Annotated in this window: 19 protein-coding genes, 1 tRNA gene and 2 pseudogenes; 12 read left to right on the top strand and 10 right to left on the bottom strand. The window is 57.2% G+C overall.

Annotation, left to right across the window (positions count from 1 at the left end; translation table 11 throughout):
• Window positions 1–116 precede the first annotated feature (116 nt).
• From AC2FLP_RS06515 to AC2FLP_RS06530, 4 genes and pseudogenes are all read right to left on the bottom strand, one after another.
• Entirely contained in the window at window positions 117–305 is a 189-nt protein-coding gene (locus AC2FLP_RS06515; RefSeq protein WP_162896718.1) for a hypothetical protein, read from the bottom strand.
• Between the two features lie 174 nt (window positions 306–479).
• On the bottom strand, window positions 480–890 hold the full coding sequence (locus tag AC2FLP_RS06520) for an Arm DNA-binding domain-containing protein (RefSeq protein ID WP_299899395.1): 411 nt from the start codon (window positions 888–890) through the stop codon (window positions 480–482).
• 146 nt (window positions 891–1036) lie between these two features.
• A tRNA-Ser gene (locus tag AC2FLP_RS06525) sits at window positions 1037–1126 on the bottom strand.
• 313 nt (window positions 1127–1439) lie between these two features.
• Window positions 1440–1716, bottom strand: a pseudogene (locus AC2FLP_RS06530) (IS5/IS1182 family transposase); the annotation flags it as partial.
• A 303-nt stretch (window positions 1717–2019) separates the two neighbouring features.
• Here AC2FLP_RS06530 and AC2FLP_RS06535 point away from each other — a divergent pair.
• From AC2FLP_RS06535 to AC2FLP_RS06550, 4 genes are all read left to right on the top strand, one after another.
• Window positions 2020–2289 (top strand): potassium channel family protein, encoded by a 270-nt coding sequence (locus AC2FLP_RS06535; protein WP_234416729.1) that lies wholly within the window; start codon window positions 2020–2022, stop codon window positions 2287–2289.
• Window positions 2290–2465: 176 nt separating this feature from the next.
• Window positions 2466–3545, top strand: coding sequence for an AI-2E family transporter (locus tag AC2FLP_RS06540; RefSeq protein WP_496682352.1), 1080 nt, complete (start codon window positions 2466–2468; stop codon window positions 3543–3545).
• Window positions 3542–4606, top strand: a complete 1065-nt coding sequence (locus AC2FLP_RS06545; RefSeq protein WP_299899401.1) for an HlyD family secretion protein — start codon at window positions 3542–3544, stop codon at window positions 4604–4606. Before AC2FLP_RS06540 ends, AC2FLP_RS06545 begins: the two co-directional genes overlap by 4 nt.
• The gene (locus AC2FLP_RS06550; protein WP_496682355.1) at window positions 4596–5612 is read left to right on the top strand and encodes a DUF2955 domain-containing protein; all 1017 of its coding nucleotides are present in this window, start codon (window positions 4596–4598) and stop codon (window positions 5610–5612) included. Before AC2FLP_RS06545 ends, AC2FLP_RS06550 begins: the two co-directional genes overlap by 11 nt.
• 9 nt (window positions 5613–5621) lie before the next feature.
• Here the strand turns inward: AC2FLP_RS06550 and AC2FLP_RS06555 are convergent.
• The 6 genes and pseudogenes from AC2FLP_RS06555 to AC2FLP_RS06580 all read right to left on the bottom strand — a co-directional run.
• Window positions 5622–5792 (bottom strand): annotated as a pseudogene (locus AC2FLP_RS06555) (IS5/IS1182 family transposase); the annotation flags it as partial.
• 342 nt (window positions 5793–6134) lie between these two features.
• Window positions 6135–6884 (bottom strand): proteasome-type protease, encoded by a 750-nt coding sequence (locus AC2FLP_RS06560; RefSeq protein WP_117870663.1) that lies wholly within the window; start codon window positions 6882–6884, stop codon window positions 6135–6137.
• An 11-nt stretch (window positions 6885–6895) separates the two neighbouring features.
• Entirely contained in the window at window positions 6896–7693 is a 798-nt protein-coding gene (locus AC2FLP_RS06565; protein WP_117870665.1) for a transglutaminase family protein, read from the bottom strand.
• Between the two features lie 3 nt (window positions 7694–7696).
• Window positions 7697–8638 (bottom strand): alpha-E domain-containing protein, encoded by a 942-nt coding sequence (locus AC2FLP_RS06570; RefSeq protein WP_117870668.1) that lies wholly within the window; start codon window positions 8636–8638, stop codon window positions 7697–7699.
• 2 nt (window positions 8639–8640) lie between these two features.
• Complete coding sequence (locus AC2FLP_RS06575) at window positions 8641–10059, bottom strand: circularly permuted type 2 ATP-grasp protein (RefSeq protein ID WP_496682360.1); 1419 nt, start codon at window positions 10057–10059, stop codon at window positions 8641–8643.
• Between the two features lie 372 nt (window positions 10060–10431).
• The gene (locus AC2FLP_RS06580; protein WP_496682362.1) at window positions 10432–11316 is read right to left on the bottom strand and encodes a DUF1254 domain-containing protein; all 885 of its coding nucleotides are present in this window, start codon (window positions 11314–11316) and stop codon (window positions 10432–10434) included.
• Window positions 11317–11721: 405 nt separating this feature from the next.
• Between AC2FLP_RS06580 and AC2FLP_RS06585 the strand changes: the two genes are divergently transcribed.
• The 8 genes from AC2FLP_RS06585 to AC2FLP_RS06620 all read left to right on the top strand — a co-directional run bounded on the left by AC2FLP_RS06585 (window position 11722) and on the right by AC2FLP_RS06620 (window position 21071).
• Entirely contained in the window at window positions 11722–11985 is a 264-nt protein-coding gene (locus tag AC2FLP_RS06585; protein ID WP_117870636.1) for a hypothetical protein, read from the top strand.
• Between the two features lie 650 nt (window positions 11986–12635).
• Window positions 12636–13550: a LysR family transcriptional regulator gene (locus tag AC2FLP_RS06590; RefSeq protein ID WP_117870632.1), complete on the top strand. Its 915-nt coding sequence runs from the start codon at window positions 12636–12638 to the stop codon at window positions 13548–13550.
• 122 nt (window positions 13551–13672) lie between these two features.
• Window positions 13673–15751: a hydantoinase/oxoprolinase family protein gene (locus tag AC2FLP_RS06595; RefSeq protein ID WP_299899375.1), complete on the top strand. Its 2079-nt coding sequence runs from the start codon at window positions 13673–13675 to the stop codon at window positions 15749–15751.
• An 11-nt stretch (window positions 15752–15762) separates the two neighbouring features.
• Complete coding sequence (locus tag AC2FLP_RS06600; protein ID WP_117870627.1) at window positions 15763–17472, top strand: hydantoinase B/oxoprolinase family protein; 1710 nt, start codon at window positions 15763–15765, stop codon at window positions 17470–17472.
• On the top strand, window positions 17472–18689 hold the full coding sequence (locus AC2FLP_RS06605; protein WP_299899371.1) for an NAD(P)/FAD-dependent oxidoreductase: 1218 nt from the start codon (window positions 17472–17474) through the stop codon (window positions 18687–18689). The genes AC2FLP_RS06600 and AC2FLP_RS06605 overlap by 1 nt, the downstream gene beginning before the upstream one ends.
• A complete protein-coding gene (locus tag AC2FLP_RS06610; RefSeq protein WP_496682366.1) occupies window positions 18689–19462 on the top strand; it encodes an HpcH/HpaI aldolase family protein in 774 nt (257 codons plus the stop codon). The genes AC2FLP_RS06605 and AC2FLP_RS06610 overlap by 1 nt, the downstream gene beginning before the upstream one ends.
• Window positions 19459–20235, top strand: a complete 777-nt coding sequence (locus AC2FLP_RS06615) for an aminotransferase class I/II-fold pyridoxal phosphate-dependent enzyme (protein ID WP_496682369.1) — start codon at window positions 19459–19461, stop codon at window positions 20233–20235. The genes AC2FLP_RS06610 and AC2FLP_RS06615 overlap by 4 nt, the downstream gene beginning before the upstream one ends.
• Window positions 20235–21071, top strand: coding sequence for an NAD-dependent epimerase/dehydratase family protein (locus AC2FLP_RS06620; RefSeq protein WP_496682371.1), 837 nt, complete (start codon window positions 20235–20237; stop codon window positions 21069–21071). Before AC2FLP_RS06615 ends, AC2FLP_RS06620 begins: the two co-directional genes overlap by 1 nt.
• The last annotated feature ends 1 nt before the right edge of the window (window position 21072 follow it).

Raw genomic sequence — 21072 nt, forward strand, 5'->3', positions numbered from 1 at the left:
AGAGGCGGGGTGCAGGGTGCTTGTCGGGTCGTGCGCCCAGAGGGCAGCCAGCAAGTGCCAAGTGCGGAACGATCCGGGTCGAGGTATTGCCGTCATTAAAATGCGATCACTCCGCTTCAGTGGACGAAGATGTGGCTCGCCTGAGAAGCGCAATGATGGCCGTTTTCGATGCCGGGTTGTGTCGCTAGGTATGTGTTCCTTCGTTGCTCCTTCGTTTCCAACAGCGAAACGAAGATCCGCTCCGGGCTCGAAGCGGCCATCGAAACAGTTCTGTCGAATGACTGCTTTTCCTTGGTACCGGTCATGCACGGTGACTCCATCCTGCCGCATCCGGCGCAGCAGCATCAGCATGGACATGTTTGACAAGGGATGATGCCGCTTTTGACCCTCGAACACATAGTCAGACGCCAGCGCACGCAGCGGCTCCAGTATGGCCAGCATTTCGTCGGTGAGGGGGACACGATGGACCTGCCCGCCTTTCATGCGATCCGCAGGTAGTCGCGCAAGGTGTTGAGCCATTGCTGACCGTGCTTTGCATTCTTCCATGTAGGCAGGCGGTCGATGTGGACCTGACGGCTGAATTCTTCGAAGGTCGGGAATTCACGTTGAGCGTTGAATCGAGGGTTCAACCCTGCTTTCGCCATACGCCTGTATTCCAGTGCCCTCTCGCGGGCCTGAATCAGTGTGACGACGTCAGCGCCGCCCAATCCAAAATCTGTGCGCAGCGGCGCGCCCTTGCGGTTCTTCTGTCCCTTGACTGTTACGCGGACGACCCAGCGTCGCGCACCCGAGGGATCGACAACAAGGTACAGGCCAGAACCGTCGCCATGCCGACCCGGGCCAAGATTCTCTACCAGCTTCTTTGTCTGCTTCCCGCTGAGCGCAGCCATGAAATACCACAATATATACCACTCAATGAAATACACTAAGAGCAACTTAGTAAAACTCAAGATGATACTATGAGATGGTAAATACCGATTATTTATATATTTACAGCATGTTAAACACGCCATGCCAATTCACTGAAATAGGTTGATGGCGGAGACGAAGGGATTCGAACCCTCGAGACCCTTCCGGGCCTACTCCCTTAGCAGGGGAGCGCCTTCGACCACTCGGCCACGTCTCCGTCGACGGGTATATCCGTGCAAGCGACGGAAATACAAGGCCGTTTCTACATTGTTTGGCTTTTTTTACCGACTCGCTCGAAGTCATTGAAAAAGCGCAGAATAGCTGCGTCTTCCACCGGTTTTGGGTCAGATTTGATTAACGCATTTCAAGCCCCAACATTCAGCAATATTCATAGAATCGCGTTTCCCAAGGGGTCGGATGGGCTTTGTTGCACAAATCCGTTGTCGGGCAGACTTCCCCTTTGCCCGGACGGACTTACCCCCCGGACGGACTAATCCTACGGGCTCTCTGACGGGTGTGCCAAAAGCGGTTTAGTGGTTCAGGACCCCAACGCCTGCCCGGATTTCCACGACCTGTCAGTCGCAGGTGCGAGCCATGAGTGACTGAACACGAAGTTTCACGCAGTTCGTCTTGCTCTCGACATGGATCCAGCGGTGATATCCGCTCCTTCGCCGCCACAGGGCACGGCCCAGGTATCGCGATGCGTTGACTGCTTCGTTCCGGGCTATTGCCTCTGCGCTGGTTGTTTCAGAGTTTGGTGTTCTCACGCGGCGGGATGACCGCATGGATATAACGGGCAGTGAACGCGCGGCTTGCCGGGAAACTTGGGCAACGGGTTCAAGACGCGCCATCTAGGCGTCGGCCGCCCCCAAGAGATCAGACGTGTTTATCGCTCGTTATCGAACGTGAGTTACTCTGCCAAACGGAAATCAAGGGGTCAGGACCCTTTGGCGGGTCGACGCATCCTTCAACCGACAGGCAGCCGGTTTCCCTGGATTCTCCACATTCATCCAATAACTGTTATATGTGAATTCATCAAACAATGAGGACATGATGAACTCACTAACCAGAATAACACGAGGGATAGGCGTCGCCCTCAAGGACGGCAGAGTGAAAGGCATTCTTGCATTCACGGTTGGAATGATTTTATGGGCCTCGGTCTTTTACCACTTTGTCGAAGGTTGGAGTTGGCTCGACTCAATCTACTTTTCTGTCGTGACAATTTCGACCGTGGGGTTTGGTGACTTCTCACCTGAAACCGCGGCAGGGAAGATCTTCACAATGATTTACATCGTCGTGGGCCTCGGTGTCTTCGTAACCGCGGCGACCACAGTGGCGGATACAATCTTGTCCCAGGACGACAAAAAAGCGGACAAGTAGATTATCCCAATTTGGCCAAATCGAGTTCATGCCCAGGCATTGGTTTGACTGGGACCCTCAAGCCGTGGCCCGGATTCATTTGTGTCTTCAAGCTGATAGATGATCACCAAAATTCAAAAAAATATACATATTATGTTTTTTGAGTGTAACATTCGAAAAACACATGGAGGGATGGAATGGAAAAGACTCAGGACGCGAAGATTGTCGATCTGGCAATACGATTGCTCTTTCTCGGACTGTTCCTCTACAGCGCCTTGATCATGGTCGCCCCGCTTGCAAGCGTGGTTATCTGGGCAACGATCCTTTGCGTTGCGCTGTACCCGGCATTTGATTGGCTGCAATCCAAGTTGGGAGGGCGGAAGAAGCTTGCGGCGGCGATCTTGGTTTTGGTGGGTCTTGTTTTGACCTTGGGGCCGGTTGCTACGGCGATATCCGGTGCTGCAGAACTTGGGTCTGAGTTCGCGGAACAAGCAGACAAGGGTGAGTTGAAAGTCCCGCCTGCGCCCGAGGGCCTTAAGGAACTGCCATTGGTTGGAGACAAAATTTCCGATGTTTGGGGTATGTTCGAGCGGAATCTGGACGGCGCGCTTGCAAAATACGGCGCGCAAATCCTTGAAATCACAAAATCGCTCTTCGGAAAGGTGTTGGGCATCGGAATCGGGCTTCTTGGCTTGGCCCTGTCCGTATTGATTATGGGGGCGTTGTTCAGCCCCGGGCCAAATTTGGTCCAAGGTCTCCAACGCTTTGCAAACCGTGTTTTCGCACCGCGCGGCGGTGAATTCGTAACACTGGCAGGTGCAACAATTCGGAACGTGACAAAAGGCGTGATCGGCGTAGCAGCCATTCAGGCGGTCTTCGTTTGGATACTGCTGGCTTTGTTCGGAATTTCTTCGGCCGCCACGCTGGCATTTATCTGCCTGATACTCTCGATCATCCAAATCGGGCCCGGATTGGTTCTTATACCGGTTATTATCTACGCATGGAGTTCCATGTCCGGCGGAACTGCTTTGATATTCACCATATTGGCCGTGCCCGTCACAATAATGGACAGCTTCCTAAGACCCGTGTTCATCTCAAAAGGCCTCGAGACTCCCATGTTGGTCATCCTCATCGGTGTTCTCGGAGGTATGATGGCGTACGGTTTGATCGGCGTATTCATGGGGCCGGTACTCTTTGCCGTCTTTTATGAGTTGTTCAAGGTTTGGATTGATACCTCGCCCGAAGCCGAGGCCGCTGCAGAAGGTGCGGCGAAATGAGGAAGACGATCTGGACAACCCTGGCTGTCATTCTGATTTTTCTTGTCTGGTACCTGGTCGCTGATCGGAAAACGCCATTTACCGGGAACGCCAGAGTGAAAGCCGTGGCGACCCAGATCGTCCCGCAGGTGACTGGTACCGTGACTGAAGTACTGGTCGAAAATGGTCAGATTGTCTCGGCCGGAGATGTCCTTGTCCGGATCGACCCCCGACCCTATGAAATTCAGCGCGACAAGGCGGAAGCTGACCTCGAAGCTGCCACGCAGGAAGTGGGTGCATCCTCGGCAGAGGTAAGAGCTGCACAAGCCAAGCTGGCAAGGGCGCAGAGTGATCTGGATACGATGCGCATTCAAACGGAACGCGTTTTTGCGCTTGAAAAGAAAGGGTTGATTGCCGTCTCAAAGGCCGATGATGCACGAGGTCAACTTGCAGAGTCTGAGGCAAACTTTGAGAACGCAAAAGCGGATCTGGAAAAAGCAAAACAGAGGCTTGGTGACGACGGGATTGAAAACCCGAAAATCCAGCGCGCGTTGGCTGCATTGGCGGATGCGGAACTGAACCTTGAATGGACCGAACTACGCGCTCCGGCGACGGGCGTCATATCCAATCTGCTGATAGCGCCAGGGACGTATGCGCGATCCGGTCAGGATCTATTGACGTTTCTGGACGCAACTGACGTCTGGATCGAGGCGTATTTTACCGAGAACAACCTTGGAAGAGCCTCCATAGGGTCTCCGGTTGATGTCGTGTTGGACATGCATCCCGGTAAAATCGTTTCGGGCGTCATCGAGAGCTTTAGTGCGGCCGTTTCCTTAAGTGGCGGTGATGAGCCCGGGCAATTGGCGAGCCCGCCAAGCACCAAAGGGTTTTTGCGAGAGCCTGAAAGGTTCCCGGTCCGGATTGTTTTGCCCGGTTACGAAGCTGGAAGCACAGAAGATGACCTTCGCTTTCAGCTCAACGGACAGGCCGATGTGATTATGTACCTAAGTGACAACACTTTGCTGAACCTCGTTGGTCGTACCTACATTCGCTTGGTTTCAATTCTGTCCTATGCGTACTGAGGACCAACGCTCTGTCACCCGGCTTGCACTGGGTGTAACTGGCGTGTTTTCCTTGGGCCTGTTTCTTGGCTGGCCACTCGCTGTTGTTGGCGCGGTGTTCACGGCCCTTTTTCTGCAAGCACCTGCCGCATTGCCTTTAGCAGCATTTGCCAAGCTTTTTGTCTTCTCTATTGGATTGATGTTCATTTCATTCCTTATGTCGTCGATCTTCTCGCCTTATCCACTCGTGTTCCTCATTCTCGTGGCAATTGGAATAATCCTATCTTTCATGTGGTCGGTTTCCGGCGCCGGAGTTTTACCGGGTGTCATAGCTCTCATGGGGGCGTTGATGATCCCGAACTTGGTTCTGCAATCACAGGATCTGGCCTTGGTGCTGGTGTATTGGATTCCGTTGAACCTGCTGTTTGCAGGCATGGTATCGACGCTGATGTTCTTACTGATACCTGCTGAAACTCAAACGGCAGCTCAAAAGAAAGCTGTATCGTCGCCGGACTTCGACCCACATCGTCGAATAGTCAGGATGTCGCTTGTCACCATTCCGTTTGCTATGGCGTTTTTTGTTTCCGGCGCGTCTGCTTTGCTGGTTCTGTTCTTTGTCGCGTTGCTGAGCCAGCAACTTGCGGCGATGCCTGCGGCCGGCAAGACAGTTGCAAAATCTATGCTAACGGCAAACCTCCTTGGGGCTGCGGTGTCTATCGTATGCTATGAAATAAACGTCATAGCTCCGGTTATTCTGACACCCATTCTGCTGTGTTTCTTCTTCTGTCTGTCACTCGGAGCGCTTGGAAAATCTCAAGCTCCGCTCGCCGCGGCAGCCGGTTCAGCTATTACAACGGCTCTGATCGTATATGGCGGGTCGGTTGCGCCGTTTTCAGACGAGGCTGACGTCAAGAGCATCACTCGGGTTATGCAAGTTGCCAGCGCCGCTATCTTTGTGATCATCGCATATGTTGTGGTGGATGAATTCTGGCCGGAAAAAAAGCGCCAGACAGCTCAATGCAGCTAGGGTCAGGATTCATAACCAGCAGATGACGGTTGCTGAGATGAAGACCTTGGGACAACGCTCATGGCGTGCCGCCACGCGCCTCCAATCCCTGAGCTTGCCAAACAAAATCTCGATGCGATTTCGCCGCTTGTATCTGCGCTTGTCGTACTTGAACGGCGTCTTGCGTTGTTTTCGACCGGGATGCAGGCCCGTAGGTACTCTTTGGTATCTTTAGTTTGCTCCGTGGCGCAGCACCGTTGCAGCGCCGGATGCGGATGCCCCAAGCGCAAGGAGCGCCCCTTGGAGCGCTAAGTTCTTGATATTTTACTGATAATTTTGGTTGCGGGAGCAGGATTTGGCCTTTGCCGAACGTCTGTGGAACTTAGAATCTAGTAGGCCAATTTTACGCATGCCCTAGCTGCTTAAATTAATGACCGCGTTGGGACGGATGGCAGACCCAGAGTTGAAAAGCGCTGAAGATGTCTTGCGGATTGTCCCGCAATTGGCCCGCTTGTGCCGGAGGGCTGCGGACATAGCGGACCCTCAATCGTTTGATTTTCGCCCCGATCTGTATTCTGGAAGTTTGGCCAAGGCCGATTTCAGCGCGTCACCCCATCCATCGGAAACAATGCGAAAATACTGGTCGTCGGATTCGAATCTTGACCGCGTACCGCCGTCAAGGCTGTCTTCATCGTATAGAAGCAGGTCAAGCGGAGCCCCGACAGACAGATTGGCCTTAATCGTGGAGTCAAAACTGACAAGCAAGAGTTTTACGGTTTCTGAAAAACTCATTTCCGGATCATAGGCTCGCACCAAAATAGGGCGACCGTATTTCGTCTCACCAATCTGAAAGAACGGGGTGTCGGCGCCGGCCTCGATAAAGTTACCTTCGGGGTAGATCAGAAACAGGCGTGACGGGCCACCTTTGATTTGGCCGCCTAGAATGAGTGTCGCATGAAAAGCGCTGTCGGCTTGCTGACCAGTCCGGGCGTGCTCTTCAATGACATCGTTTAATGTTGCCGCGACCAGTTGCGCGACTTGAAACATTGTCGGTGCCTCTAAGATCGATGGTGAACGATCTGCAGGCGCTTTTGTTCGTTCTTCCAGAAGGCTTATCGTGGCCTGAGTAGTGGCCAGGTTTCCGGCCGTTAGGATTGTGATCGACCGGTCACCTTCGACTGTCCAGTTGAACATCTTGTTGAAGGTCGAAACATTGTCCACGCCTGCATTCGTGCGCGTATCGGACATGAATACCAGCCCGCGATTCAGCCGCATGCCCACAGCATAGGTCATCAAATTCTCCGTCACTGCTGTGCGACTTGCAACTGCACTGTCAATTGCTCGCCCGCTGCCCCAATTCTATTCCCTATTACCGGTGCGGCTTGGGCATAGTCCAGCCCGGTTGCGACGCGTACGTATCGATCGTCAGGTGAGATCCCATTTGACACGTCAAACCCCACCCAGCCAAGCCCGTCCAAATGCACTTCGGCCCAGGCATGGGTCGCATCCTGAAGTTCCGTTTCGTTCATCATTAAGTAACCCGATACATAGCGTGCTGGCACTCCAATCTGTCGTGCGCATGTAATGAAGATATGCGCATGGTCCTGACACACACCGCCCCCAGCTTTGAGTGCATCTTCAGCGCTCCAGCCCGGGTGCGAACTTCCAATTTCGTAAGCGACCTGAGCTCGAATTGTTTCGGACAGAGCATGTATCTGTTCCAGCGGTTCACCTTTGGGCAACGCGCTTATCAGTTCGGCAACCCCTTTCCCCGGCGTTGTCTGCGGGGTGCCCCTTTTGAATAGCCACAAAGGCGTCGACCCTTCGTGGTGCCCCAAGACGCCATGGGTGTCTTCCACCTCGACAACGCCCTCAGAGATCAACGAGATACTTTGGGTGTTCGCGTCGAAACTGATCAACTCCACGGTGTTGCGGTGATAGTCTTCAAATGTCAGTTCTTTGCGCCCGCCGGTAATTTGGGTGCTCCAACTTACAATGTTCTGATTGCGGAATGACTTTGGTGTCTTCCTCAGTTGCTGCAGCCCGAATGGAACTGGCGCGTCGTAATCGTATCGTGTCTCATGTCGAATGTGCAGTTTCATTGGCTACTCGTAAAACCGATAATCGATTTCTATCTGACGGCTTAAGTTGCCGAGATCTGTCAGAAAATCCTGAATGTACTCATGCAGTCCGAGCTCGAAAATATCGGAGATTTTCTGATCCAGGTATTTCTCGTAGAGAACTTTAGACGCCTCGCACGAAGGCCCGGCAAAGCCATAGTCTTTCTGCAGGTATGACAGGTTCTCCTGAATTTTTCTGCAGCAAAAGTGCAGGCTGCGAGGCATGCGCTGATCCAAGATTAGAAACTGGGCAATATCAGACGGCCGCGTTTTTTCTCCATGGGTCATTCGATACCCGCCACCCGCACCAACAGAGCGGAGGATGCTTTCCCATTGTATATTGTCCAGTGATGAGCCAACTGAAAAGGCCGTGGGCAAAAGAACATAGTACTTAACGTCGAGAATGCGCCCGGTATTGTCGGCCCGCTCGAGAAACGTACCAATACGGGTGAAGTCGAAAATGTCATTGCGCAGCATGGTTCCCAATGTGGCACCACGAACCAAAGCCGCCTGTTGGCGAATAAGTTCCAGCGTTGCAGGCAAATCACGCTCATTCACACGGCGCTTCATGATTTCATCGATCTGCATCCAAGTGGAGTTTACTGCACTCCAGACGTCATGGGTCAACGCGGTTCGAACAAGGCGCGCGTTGTCTCGTGCCTGTTTGATGACTGACTTGATCGAGGATGGATTATCAGCATCGCGCAGCACCCAATCCACCGCGTTGTCTTTTGAAACATCATCGTATTTGGCGTAGTACGCATCCAGAACTCCGGCCGTTTTCAGAACAGAGGCCCATTCCTCAGCGGAGTTCTTAGTACGGGTCAACGCCATCCGCTGACCTGTTTCCAGCAGCCTGGCCGTGTTTTCCGCTCGCTCTAGATACCGGGACATCCAAAACAACCCACCTGCAGTTTTTCCCAGCATGGTCAGTCCTCCAGAACCCAGGTGTCTTTGGTCCCGCCACCCTGACTTGAGTTAACGACTAGAGATCCCTTCCTAAGCGCCACGCGGGTCAAACCGCCAGGGGTGATCTTGATCCCCTCGGGTGACACCAAAACGAACGGCCTTAGGTCAACATGTCTGGGCGCAAGTCCCGAGCGCGCAAAGATCGGAACCGTCGAAAGCGACAGCGTCGGCTGAGCAATGTAGTTCCCGGGCCGCGATTTGAGCTTGTCGCGGAACGCCGAAATCTCTTTCTTGCTGGCGGTCGGTCCGATCAACATTCCGTAGCCGCCAGACCCGTGTACTTCTTTCACAACAAGCTCGGACAGGTTGTCCAGCACGTAGGAGAGAGACTCAGGATCACTGCAGCGCCAGGTTGGGACGTTTTGCAGCAAGGGCTTCTCACCCGTGTAGAATTCAACGATTTCAGGCATGTAGGAATAAATCGCCTTATCGTCAGCAATACCGGTCCCCGGTGCGTTTGCGATCGTGATACCTCCTGCACGGTAAACGTCCAGGATACCTGGTACGCCCAAAGCGCTATCGGGGTTGAAATTCAAAGGGTCCAGAAAGTCGTCATCTACCCGGCGGTAAAGTACGTCAATGGGCTTATAGCCTCTGGTGGTACGCATGCAGACCCGCCCATCGACAACGCGTAGGTCATGGCCTTCGACCAACTCCACGGCCATCTGATCAGCAAGAAACGCATGTTCGTAGTAGGCTGAATTATAGATGCCGGGGGTTAACACCGCGACAGTAGGTTCTCCGTCTGCGAAAGCCGGTGCGCAGGCAGCAAGAGACCGCCTCAGATTACGGGGGTAGTCTGAAACATTCCGAACATTGGTTGCGCTAAAAAGCTCGGGGAACATCTTTAGCATCGTTTCCCGGTTCTCCAACATATAGCTGACCCCGGATGGCGTACGAGCATTGTCTTCCAGAACGAAAAACTCGTCTGGTCCGGTTCGCACCAGATCGACGCCGACAATGTGTGTATAGACCTGACCGGGCGGTGAGACACCAAGCATCTGCGGCAGGAAGGCCTCGTTTCCGGCAATTATCTCTGCTGGCACACGCCCTGCCCGGACAATTTCTTGACGGTGGTAAATGTCATGTAGGAATGCGTTGATTGCCCGCACCCTCTGTTCGATACCGCGTTCCAGCCGCTGCCACTCTCGTGCCGAAATGACACGCGGCACGATATCAAACGGTATCAATCGCTCCTCGGCCTCGACTTTGCCGTAAACATTAAAGGTGATGCCAGTCAGCCTAAAAACCTCTTCGGCTTCGCGCTGTTTGGCCCTCAGTCGTGATGCGTCTTCAGCATTGAACCAACGGCCGATCTCTTCGTATGGACCTTTGAGTGATCCATCGCCGTTGAACATTTCATCATAATACTCACTCATGCTTTAAGTTTCACGCATAAATCAGAATTTTCAAGTCATTCAGGCTTGGTTGGATGCTGCCTCGGGAAGTAGCGTCTAATTTTCAGGCTAAATGGATAATGTGATGATCTTAACAAGATGGCGTTATTCGTGTTTCCAGTTGAAGTCACATTCATAGTTTTGCGCTCAACAGCATCTTGCTTTGTGCTGAATCTGAACGTCCGGATTTGGGCTCGAAACAGACGTTCGCTGCACTCGGTGTGGACGACCGCTATGCGGACGGAACGGACCTTCATTCAAGCCAGTCCAACTACCACTTCCGGCCCAAGGCCGATCATGGTGACGAACGCCGAAAATGTCAGCATTGAGCTACGACTTTGGGCCGAGCCTATCTCAATCCACGGCTTCGAAAGCCGGGAACGTCCAGTTGCCGTCCAGGATCTCGGCGCGTGGCTCATACAAGCGGACTGTGTAGTTCCAGCCGGGCGAAATCGGGATACAGTTGACGCGATCATCGTCACAGCCACCAAAATGGATCGGGTAGGCCCCATCATTGTCAGGTGTTGCAGTGAAGTTGTTATAACTGTTCACACCCATATCGTTGGGTTCCAGATAACCGTCTGCATTGTAGATGGTGATGGACCAGAACGCGTCTACTGGTACATCCTTTACCGTCACAGCATGCGGGGTTGCGCCATCATTTTCGGCAACGCTGGCGATTACATAAGACGCGGCAGTGAAAGGCAGTCCGCCCCAACCCGCGGCAGCGCCAACAAGGTGGTCAATGGGCCGTGTCTCGTCTTCGGTTCCAAACGCATATCTTGAATCAAAGCCAAGCACCGCGACATCACTCAGCGCCTTGCGCGCGACCCCAAGGTTGTCCAGATTCCAATCTGGTGCCTCGTAGGGTCCTTTGCCACCGCCGCTTGTCACGATCGCGTCCTGCGCTGCATGGGCCTTTGCGATGTCGTCTGGGTTGGTGACATCAACGAATGTGCGGAAGGCCACGAGGGCAAAGCGGGTGCCGACTTTGTCTTCGGTCAGCCTGTAGGTTCCGGGTTGGGCCTCAGCGAACATATAGTGATCCTGATTGACCAAATGCAGGGACTGATACCGCCCGCCCAGGTCGGGCAGTGTGATCTCCACAGGCTTTGACAGGTCCAGCACAATTCCGGAATACAGGGTATCCTGATTCATCCGGATGGTCGGCTGGTCTTCGGTGGTCGTAGGTTCGCGCAGGTGATGCAACTCACCCACGCTAAAGCCGAAGGTCTGCATGTTGCCCAGGATATTGAAATCCGACTCGGCGCGTACAAAGTTTTCAACATTGACGTTTTCGGCCAGAAGCAGACGTTCGAGCCGACGAAATCGGGGCGATGCTGAGCGATGTCTGCTTTCACCAGGACCGGTCGTTCAGCAAAATCGGGTCTATGTCCGAGTTGCGGACAAAACTGCCCTTGGGGCTAAGACGGTTTGGGCGTTGCTGCATAGCAAATGCTTCAATCTTTTTCAGCGGAGCTGAGCCTATATTGGTCCGCTAACGCTTTTGGCACGTATCTCCAGTATTACCACACACTGTGGACCGCGTTGTCGGCCAATACCTTTTCTCATCGCCAGCGCGGGTTCTAGAGACGCCTAAGCGTTTCCAGTTGGGTCATTGATAAAGGTAATGGGAGTAGAAACATGACTAATAGATTGGACGTTAAATCAACGTGGGATTCAGTAATGAACGAAACTAAGAATCCTCTAAAAAACCAGTCCCTTCCCACCGCCCATTTGCTGATGCAAATGCTGGCCTGGATGTGGAGCGCTATCTTTTCGCTCATGGTTGGAAGCTACTTTGTTTTTGGCGTAACGGCTGCGGCTCACACAATGCTAATTGGCGGTGTTTTTATGACCTTGCTGGTGTTTCAAAAGTCTGAAGCAGCTAGTTCTGATCTACGATAACCCGCAAGGCTCATACAATACCGGGATTGGGGGGCGCGTTTGGAGACATCTTGTGCTGTAAACGAACTGGCACCCACTTTCGTCTCTCGCTCTGACAGCCTTACGCCCAGATAAATATGGTCGAGTTTGGGCTCGAAGCGGCCATTCGCGGCAACTTGCTTGAACGTCTACTTTTCGGACGAAGCGGACAAATATACCATCCGGTTTTCCACTGCCCGATTCAAGCAAGTAGGCAACCTCTCAACCCTTTGAGCCAACAGGTCGCTTGCTCTTTGCATCGCGTCTTCGAGCTTTTGAATGTCGGCTTGACTCAACTGGGGCCGGTCGATTTTTATCGTTAGCTTTTCCAGCTTCGCGGTTAGTGGGAACGGTGGTTGGTAATCGTCGTCGTTAACGTCCGTCAATGTGTCAGAACCTATGTCAAACGCCTCGTCCCACTGAAGGGTGGTGAGAACCAGTTCTGCGCCTAGTTCCACGAAACGTTCAAAGATCCCTCCTTCGCCAACACATGGACACATCAAACAGTGCTGACTGGCATGGTGATCAAGGAGCCCTCGCAGCCCCCATATCGCGCGAGCGGGCCGAACCGTTCCCCTTCCGGCGTCAATCTGCCAAAATGAGGATAGATTTTTCTTATCCTTGAGAGCCGCATGATAAAAAGTCGGATCACCATCAAACAATTGGAAGCTTTCGTCCTGGTGGTCGACACCGGAACGTTTCGCAAGGCGGCGGCGGCACTAGGAACAACACAGCCGAATGTCTCGGCGCGGATTTCGGCGCTGGAGAAGTCTCTCGGGGTCGTTCTGATGCACCGGGATGCGGGATCGGTCCGGCTGACGAAAACCGGGGAGACGCTGGTCGAGGCGGCCCGACAGGTGATTTTGGCAGGCGAGGCGTTTCTCGAACAGGCCAACCGGCGGGATCTGATCAGGGAGCGGATGCGCCTGGGCGTAACCGAGCTGATCGCCTGCACATGGCTGCACGACTTTCTGCGCGCGTTCAGGGCGTCTTATGCATCGGTCAGCGTTGAACTAGAAGTTGATCTGTCGCGCGAAATCGACCGTGGCCTTGTCAGCGGGCAACTGGATTTGGCGCTGCAGACAGCACCATTTTCCAGCGAATTGCGCGGGACGATCCCGCTTGGCAGTTACAGCTACGTCTGGGTTGCCACGCCGGAAATGGCACAAGGTATTGGCGGCAATATCGGGCTCGCCGACCTGTTTGCCCATCCTGTCCTGACCCATGCGCGGCACACCGTGGCCGTGCGTGAGCTGGCCGAAATTGCCGATCACAACGGCCTGTCGCGCGATCGGGTTGTGCACTCTAGCAGCCTTGCGTCCTGCCTGCCGATGGCGGTGGACGGGATGGGCATCGCGCTGTTGCCCAGGGCGATCGTGCAGGAGGCTGTTGCCGAGGGCCGGCTGGTCGAACTCAACTGCGACTGGACGCCCAGCCCCTTGCAAGTCTTTGCGCGCTATGACGACCGGCGCGTGCCGCGGTTCGTGCGCTATGCCGCCGAACTCGCCCGGCTGACGGCCGAGGCGGCCAAGGATAACACAACATAACCACAACAAGAAAAAATTCCAATTTTTCGTTTTCCTCAGCAGGCCCTAAGACTGGGCACCGAGGGCCGAGCGGGGTCGATCCCCGCCGCCGCTTGCTCTGGTTGGTCGAAAGGAAACACGGGATGAACAGGCGTGCGATCCGGCTTGGCGCGGATATTGGGGGAACGTTCACGGATGTCGTGCTTGAAAAAGGGGATAACATCTTTTCCACCAAGGTGCTGACCACCTATACCGCGCCCGAAAACGCGATCATCGACGGGATGCACCAGGTCTGCGCCAGGGCCGGCATCACGCCCGGTGAGATCGGGCAGATCATCCACGGCACGACGCTGGCCACCAACGCGCTGATCGAGCGGCGCGGGGCCAGAACGGCGCTGATCACCACGCAAGGCTTCCGCGACGTGATTGAAATGCGCACCGAAAGCCGGTTCGAGCAATACGATCTGAACCTGACCCTGCCAGAGCCGCTCTTGCCGCGGCAGTCCCGGTTTACCGTGAATGAACGGGTGAACGCGCGTGGTGAGGTCATGGTGCCTCTGGACCGCGCCGAGGTCGAGGCGCTGGCCGCGCGGATCGAAAAGGCGGGTTTCGAAAGCGTCGCGGTGGGCCTCATCCATTCCTACCTGAACCCGGCGCATGAGCAGATGGTGCGCGAGGTTCTCACCGAGCGCCTGCCGCATGTCTCGGTGTCGATCTCGTCCGAGGTCAGCCCGCAGATGCGTGAATACGAACGGTTCAACACGGTGGTGGCGAACGCCTATATCAAGCCGCTGATGGCCTCCTACCTCGGCCGGCTGGAAGAGGGTTTGCGCGGCGAAGGCGTAAAATGCCTCGTCTTCCTGATGCATTCGGGCGGCGGCATCATCTCGCTTCAGAACGCCGCCGATTTCCCGGTGCGGTTGGTGGAAAGCGGTCCGGCGGGGGGCGCGGTCTTTGCCGCCCATATCGCCGCGCGCTACGGCATCGACAAGGTGCTGAGCTTTGACATGGGCGGCACGACCGCCAAGATCTGCCTGATCAAGAACCAGACGCCCAAGACCAGCCGTGTGTTCGAGGTCGCGCGGACCTACCGGTTCAAGAAGGGGTCCGGCATGCCGATCTCGATCCCGGTGATCGACATGGTGGAGATTGGTGCGGGCGGAGGTTCGTTGGCCCATGTGGACGACATGCGCCAGATCCGAGTCGGGCCCGAGAGCGCGGGCTCCGAACCCGGCCCGGCCTGTTATGGGCGCGGTGGCACGCGGCCTGCGGTCACGGACGCAGACCTTGTTCTGGGCAAGCTGGACCCGGACAATTTCGCTGGTGGGGCGATCAAACTGCACCCCGACCAATCGCAAACGGCGCTGACCGCCCATGTCGGCGACACGCTGTCGATGGACACCATCGAGGCCGCCTTTGGCGTGGCCGAGGTCGTGGACGAGAACATGGCCAACGCGGCCCGTGTTCACGCGGTCGAGAATGGCGAGGATCTGTCGGAATACACCATGATAGCCTTTGGCGGTGCGGCGCCGCTCCATGCCGGGCGTTTGTGCGAAAAGCTCGGTGTCGACCGCCTGATCGTGCCGCCCGGTGCCGGGGTCGGTTCGGCCATCGGGTTCCTGCGCGCGCCCTACAGCTACGAGGCCAACCGCTCGGTCTACATGAAACTCAGCGGTTTTGACCCCGCGCGGATCAAAGCGCTGCTGACAGAGCTGAAATCCGAGGTCACGGGCTTCGTGCGGACTTGCGACGAGACCTCGGAGATCCTTTCGGAGTTCAAGGTCTACATGCGGTATGCCGGACAGGGCTGGGAAATTCCCATCGCGCTGACGGAAGAACAGGCCATTAATCCCGATGCTGCCACCTTCCTGGCACGCTTCGAAGAGGACTATGCCAAGCTCTTCGGCCGCACGGTCGCGGGTCTGGATGTCGAGATCACCGTCTGGTCGGTCAATGCGACCACACCGCCTGAAGCCGTCGCGCCTGTGGCCGCATCGGCCGGCGAAAGCACCGCCGTCGCGCAAGGCCAGCGCCGGGTGTTCGATGCCGCGTCCGGGGCCTTCGTCGAGGCCCAGGTCATCGACCGGGTGACCATGCAGACCGGCCAGCGCGCCAACGGCCCCGCCGCCGTGACCGAGGCCGAAACCACCATCATCGTTCCCGCAAGCCGCGACGCGATCTGCCAGCCCGACGGCTGCATCGACGTCGTGACCAAGGGGTAAGGAGCGCCGACATGACAAAGCAACATTCAAAGGTCGCCTATCAGGTCATGTGGAACCGGCTGATCTCGGTGGTCGAGGAACAGGCGCAGGCGCTGGTGCGCACGGCCTTTTCGACCTCCGTCCGGGAGGCCGGCGACCTGTCCGCCGGGGTCTATGACACCCACGGCAACATGCTGGCGCAGGCCGTCACCGGCACCCCGGGGCATGTCAACGCGATGGCTGACGCCGTGGCGCATTTCATCCGCCGCATCGGGCGGCAGAACATATTCGAGGGCGATGTCTACATCACCAACGACCCGTGGGAGGGCACCGGCCACCTGCACGACATCACCATGGTCACGCCGTCGTTCCACAACGGCGTGCCGGTAGGGTTCTTCGCCTGCACCGCGCATATCGTCGATATCGGTGGGCGCGGCTTCGGAGCGGACGCGGCCAGCGTCTATGAAGAAGGGCTTTATATCCCGATCATGAAATTCGCCGAGCGGGGCGAGGTGGACGAAACGCTGGTGCGGATCATTCGCGGCAATGTGCGCGAACCCGACCAGCTGATCGGCGACATCTACGCGCTGGCCACCTGCAACGAGATCGGCCACCGCCGCCTGATAGACATGATGACCGAGTTCGATCTGGATGATCTGGATGGCATCGCGGCGTTCATCCTTGAAAACTCGCGCCGCGCCACGCTGGAAGCCATTGCCGCCCTGCCACGAAAATCCGCCGAAGGCGAAATGACGGTGGACGGGTTCGACGCGCCGATCACGCTGAAAGTCCGCGTCACGGTGCACGAAGACCGCATCGTGTCGGATTTCACCGGCTCCTCAGGGCTCGACAAGAAGGGCATCAACTGCCCGCTGGTCTATGCCAAGGCCTATGCGTGTTATGCGCTGAAGGTCGCCATTGCGCCCTCGATCCCCAACAACGCAGCCTCATTGGCCCCGTTCGAGATCACGGCCCCGGAAAATACCATCGTCAACGCGCTGCACCCCGCACCCGTCGCGCTGCGCCACATCGTCGGTCACTTCGTGCCGGACACGGTCTATGACGCATTCGACAAGATCGTGCCGGGTCTGGTGCCTGCCGAAGGGGCTGGATGCCTGTGTAATTTTCAAGTCTCGCTGCGCCCGCGCTCTGACGCGCCGACTCTAGTCGACGCACGGCGCGCCGAGGTGCTGACCTTCAATTCCGGTGGCTCCGGCGCGCGGCCTGAGCTGGACGGGCTTAATGCAACCGCCTTCCCTTCGGGCGTGATGACCATGCCGATCGAGGCAACGGAACACGCGGGGCCCGTGATCATTTGGCGCAAGGAGCTACGCCCCGACAGCGGCGGTGCGGGCAAGGCGCGTGGCGGGCTGGGCCAATACATGGAGGTCGGCGCAATGGAAGGCCACGAGTTCGACATCCAGGCGATGTTCGATCGGGTCGAACATCCCGCGCGCGGGCGGCGCGGGGGCATGGCCGGGGCCTGCACCACCATCGCGCTGGACGATGGCACGCCGATGCGCGGCAAGGGTAAGCAGTTCGTGCCCCACGGGCGCCGCGTCGTGATGGCTTTCCCTGGTGGCGCGGGCTATGGCTACCCTGCCGAGCGGCCACGGGATATGGTCCTGCGCGATCTGGCGCGGGGATACATCTCGGCGGAAACCGCAGCGCGGGATTACGGCCTGACGGCCGATGACATCAAGGCGGTCGAGGATGCCGTCGCAAAAGGGGAGATCGCCTGATGGCCGGACAAACGCAAAGCCCGAAACAGGCCCAGTATGACGTAGTGATTGTCGGCGGGGCGATCATGGGGGCCTCGACCGCCTGGTTTCTAAGCGACAACAAGGATTTCGACGGCTCGGTTCTGGTGGTGGAACGCGACACGACCTACCAGGCCTGCTCAACAGCCCACACCAACAGCTGCATGCGCCAGCAGTTCTCGGCCGAGCTCAACGTGCGGATCAGCCAGTTCGCGGCGGATTTTGTCAAGAACCTGCGCAGCTACTTGGGCGGTGACGAACGGGTGCCGGAACTCAGCATCCGCAATTTCGGCTACATGTATCTGGCCGACAATGACGCCTTCGCCAATGTCCTGCGTGAAAGCCACAAGGTTCAGGTCGCGGCGGGGGCAGGCACGCAGTTGATGACGCCCGACCAGATCAGGGCCGCCTATCCCTTCTACAATGTCGATGACATCGTGCTGGGCTCGATCAACACGGTGGACGAGGGCTTCTGGGACGGGTCGGCCGTGTTCGACTGGTGGCGACGGTCCTCGCGCGAACGCGGCGTGGAATATGTCGAGAACGAGGTCGTGGCGATGACGCTCAACCCCGCCGGCACGCGTGTGGGCAGCGTCACGCTGAAATCGGGCGAGGTAATTGCCTGCGGCCATGTGGTCAACGCCTCGGGCCCGAGAGCGGCGCGCACCGCAGCCATGGCCGGCATCGAGACCCCGGTGGAGCCGCGCAAGCGCTATTCCTGGATTTTCAAGGCCGAACAGCCGCTGGAGATGGATCTGCCGCTGACCATCGACCCATCCGGCGTGCATGTGCGCGAAAACGGCGGCGGCACCTATCAGTGCGGCGGCCATTCCGAGATCGACCCGGCGGTGGACTACGACGATTTCGCGATGGATTTCTCGCTGTGGGAAAACCACGTCTGGCCGATCCTTGCCACCCGAATCCCGCAGTTTGAGGCGATCAAGGTGCAATCCGAATGGGCCGGGCATTACGCCATGAACACCTTCGATCACAACGCAATCTTGGGGCCGCACACGAAGGTGGAGAACTTCCTCTTCCTCAACGGATTCTCCGGCCACGGGCTGCAACAATCCCCTGCGATGGGGCGCGGTACGGCGGAATGGATCACCTATGGCGGCTATCGGGCGCTTGACCTGACGCCCTTCAACTACGAGCGCATCCCCAACTACTGCCCGATCATTGAAAAGGCCATCATCTGATGCAGCTTGCCGCCAATCCCTTTACAGCGGCGCTCACGGCGGGGCGCAAACAGGTCGGCCTGTGGATCAGCCTTGCCAGCAATTTTTCGGCCGAGGTCGTAGCGCCCGCGGGCTATGACTGGGCGCTGATCGACATGGAACACAGCCCGAACGACTATTTCAGCACTCTGGGGCAGCTTCAGGCTTTTGCCGCCAGCGACACAACCGCCATCGTGCGTGTCGAATGGAACGACCCGGTGGCGGTCAAGCGGCTAATGGATCTGGGCGCGCCGGGGCTCTTGTTTCCGATGATCCAGACGGTCGAGGAAGCGCGCCGCGCGGTGGCCGCCACGCGCTATCCGCCCAACGGGACCCGTGGTGTCTCTGGCGCGACGCGGGCGACCAAGTTCGGGCGGATTAGCGACTATACGGCGCGCGTCGAGGCGGAAACGGCGGTGCTGCTGCAGCTGGAAACCCGTGCGGCCGTTGAACAGGCCGAGGCGATTGCCGATGTCGATGGCGTCTCGGGCATCTTCTTCGGCCCGGCGGATATCGCGGCCGACATCGGCAAGCTTGGCAAGCCGATGGACCCCGAGGTCTGGGCGCTGATCAAACCGGCGGCGCAAAAGCTGATCGCCAAGGGCGTGCCGGTCGGAACGCTGGTGTTGGACCCGGGCTTTGCAACCGAGCTTTTGAACGAGGGCTTTACATTTGTGGCCTGCGGCACCGATGCCTCGATCCTGGCCAGCGGCGCCGACGCGCTGCTGGCGCAGGTGCGCGGAGGCATGGCATGATCGCGCTGTCGTCGCGGCTGGATCCGGTCAAGCCTTCGGCGTCAGCCTGGGTCAGTCAGGCGGCGAATGAGGCCCGTTCGCGCGGCGAGGACGTGATTGACCTCGGGCTCGGCGAGCGGGATTTCGACACGCCCGAACACATCAAGCACGCCGCCCATGCTGCTGACATGGCTGGACAGACGAAATACCCGCCCACCAGCGGCACGCTGGCACTACGCAAGGCGGTGGCCGACAAGCTGCGTCGTGAGAAAGATCTCGCCCATGGCGTTGACGAGTTCATCGTCGCCAACGGCGCCAAGCAGGTGATCTTCAACGCGATGAGGGCCACGCTGGAGGACGGCGACGAGGTCCTGCTCTGCGCGCCCTATTTCGGCCAATACAAGGATATCGTTCTGATCCTTGGCGGCAGGCCCGTCACGATCCCTTGCGTGGCCGAAAACAGGTTTCGGTTACAACTCGGAGATCTTGTCCGCGCCATCACGGCGCGCACGCGCTGGATCATACTGAACCTGCCCTCCAACCCGGCCGGCGCCGTTTACTCCGACGACGATCTGCGCAGCTTGGGCGTGGTGCTGGCCGACCATCCGCAGGTGATGATCCTGTCGGACGAAATCGATGAACACATCCTGTGCAACGGGCGCAAGTTCCGCTCTTTCGCTGCGATCAACTCGGACCTCAAGGACCGCACGCTGACGGTCAACGGCGTTTCCAAGGCCTATGCTATGACCGGCATTGCGTCAGCGGTAGCCCAACTTGAAAAGGAATCCAACTGATGAAGAAACTCGTCCTGACAGGTGCCGCCGGGCGGCTTGGCTCTTACTTGCGCGAACCGCTGACCATGATGTGCGACCAGCTTGTCTCGACCGACATCGCGGACGATATCGGCACGCTTTATGACGGCGAAACCTATGCTAAGGCGGATCTTGCCAGCCTTGACGACATGATGCGCGCGCTGGAAGGCGCCGACATGGTCGTGCATATGGGCGCCTATGCGGACGAAGGGCCGTTCGAGAAGCTTTTGGGGCCGAATTTCATCGGCGCCTACAACATCTGGGAGGCCGCGGCGCGCAACGGATTGCGGCGGGTGGTCTATGGCAGTTCCATCCACGCTGTCGGAATGTACCCCAAGACCGATTTCATCGACACCGAGGTTCGCCATCGCCCCGATACCTTTTACGGGCTGGCCAAGTGTTTCGCCGAGGATCTGGGATCGCTTTACTGGGACAAGCGCGGGCTGGAAAGCGTGCATATGCGCATCCTCTCCTGTGCGCAGGTCACCAGTGCCCGCGCGCTTGGGTCTTGGCTGTCCTATGATGACCTGATCCAGCTGGTGCAGCGCAGCATCGAAACACCGGTGACCGGGTTCGCCGTTGTTTACGGGGTTTCCAACAACGACCGCTGCCCGGTGGACAACAGCAAGGCCAGCTTCCTTGGCTATCGCCCGAAGGACAATGCCGAGCAATTCGCCGAACAGATCCTGGCTGAGACGCCTCCGCTGGACCCGCGCGACCCCGGTAACACGTGCCACGGCGGACCATTCGCGGCCGTGGAATTGGGCAATAGCGGCCTTGCCACGATGAAAATCGTGGACGATACGAAAAAGACCTGAA

The organism is Ruegeria sp. CDSA141, assembly GCF_059612005.1.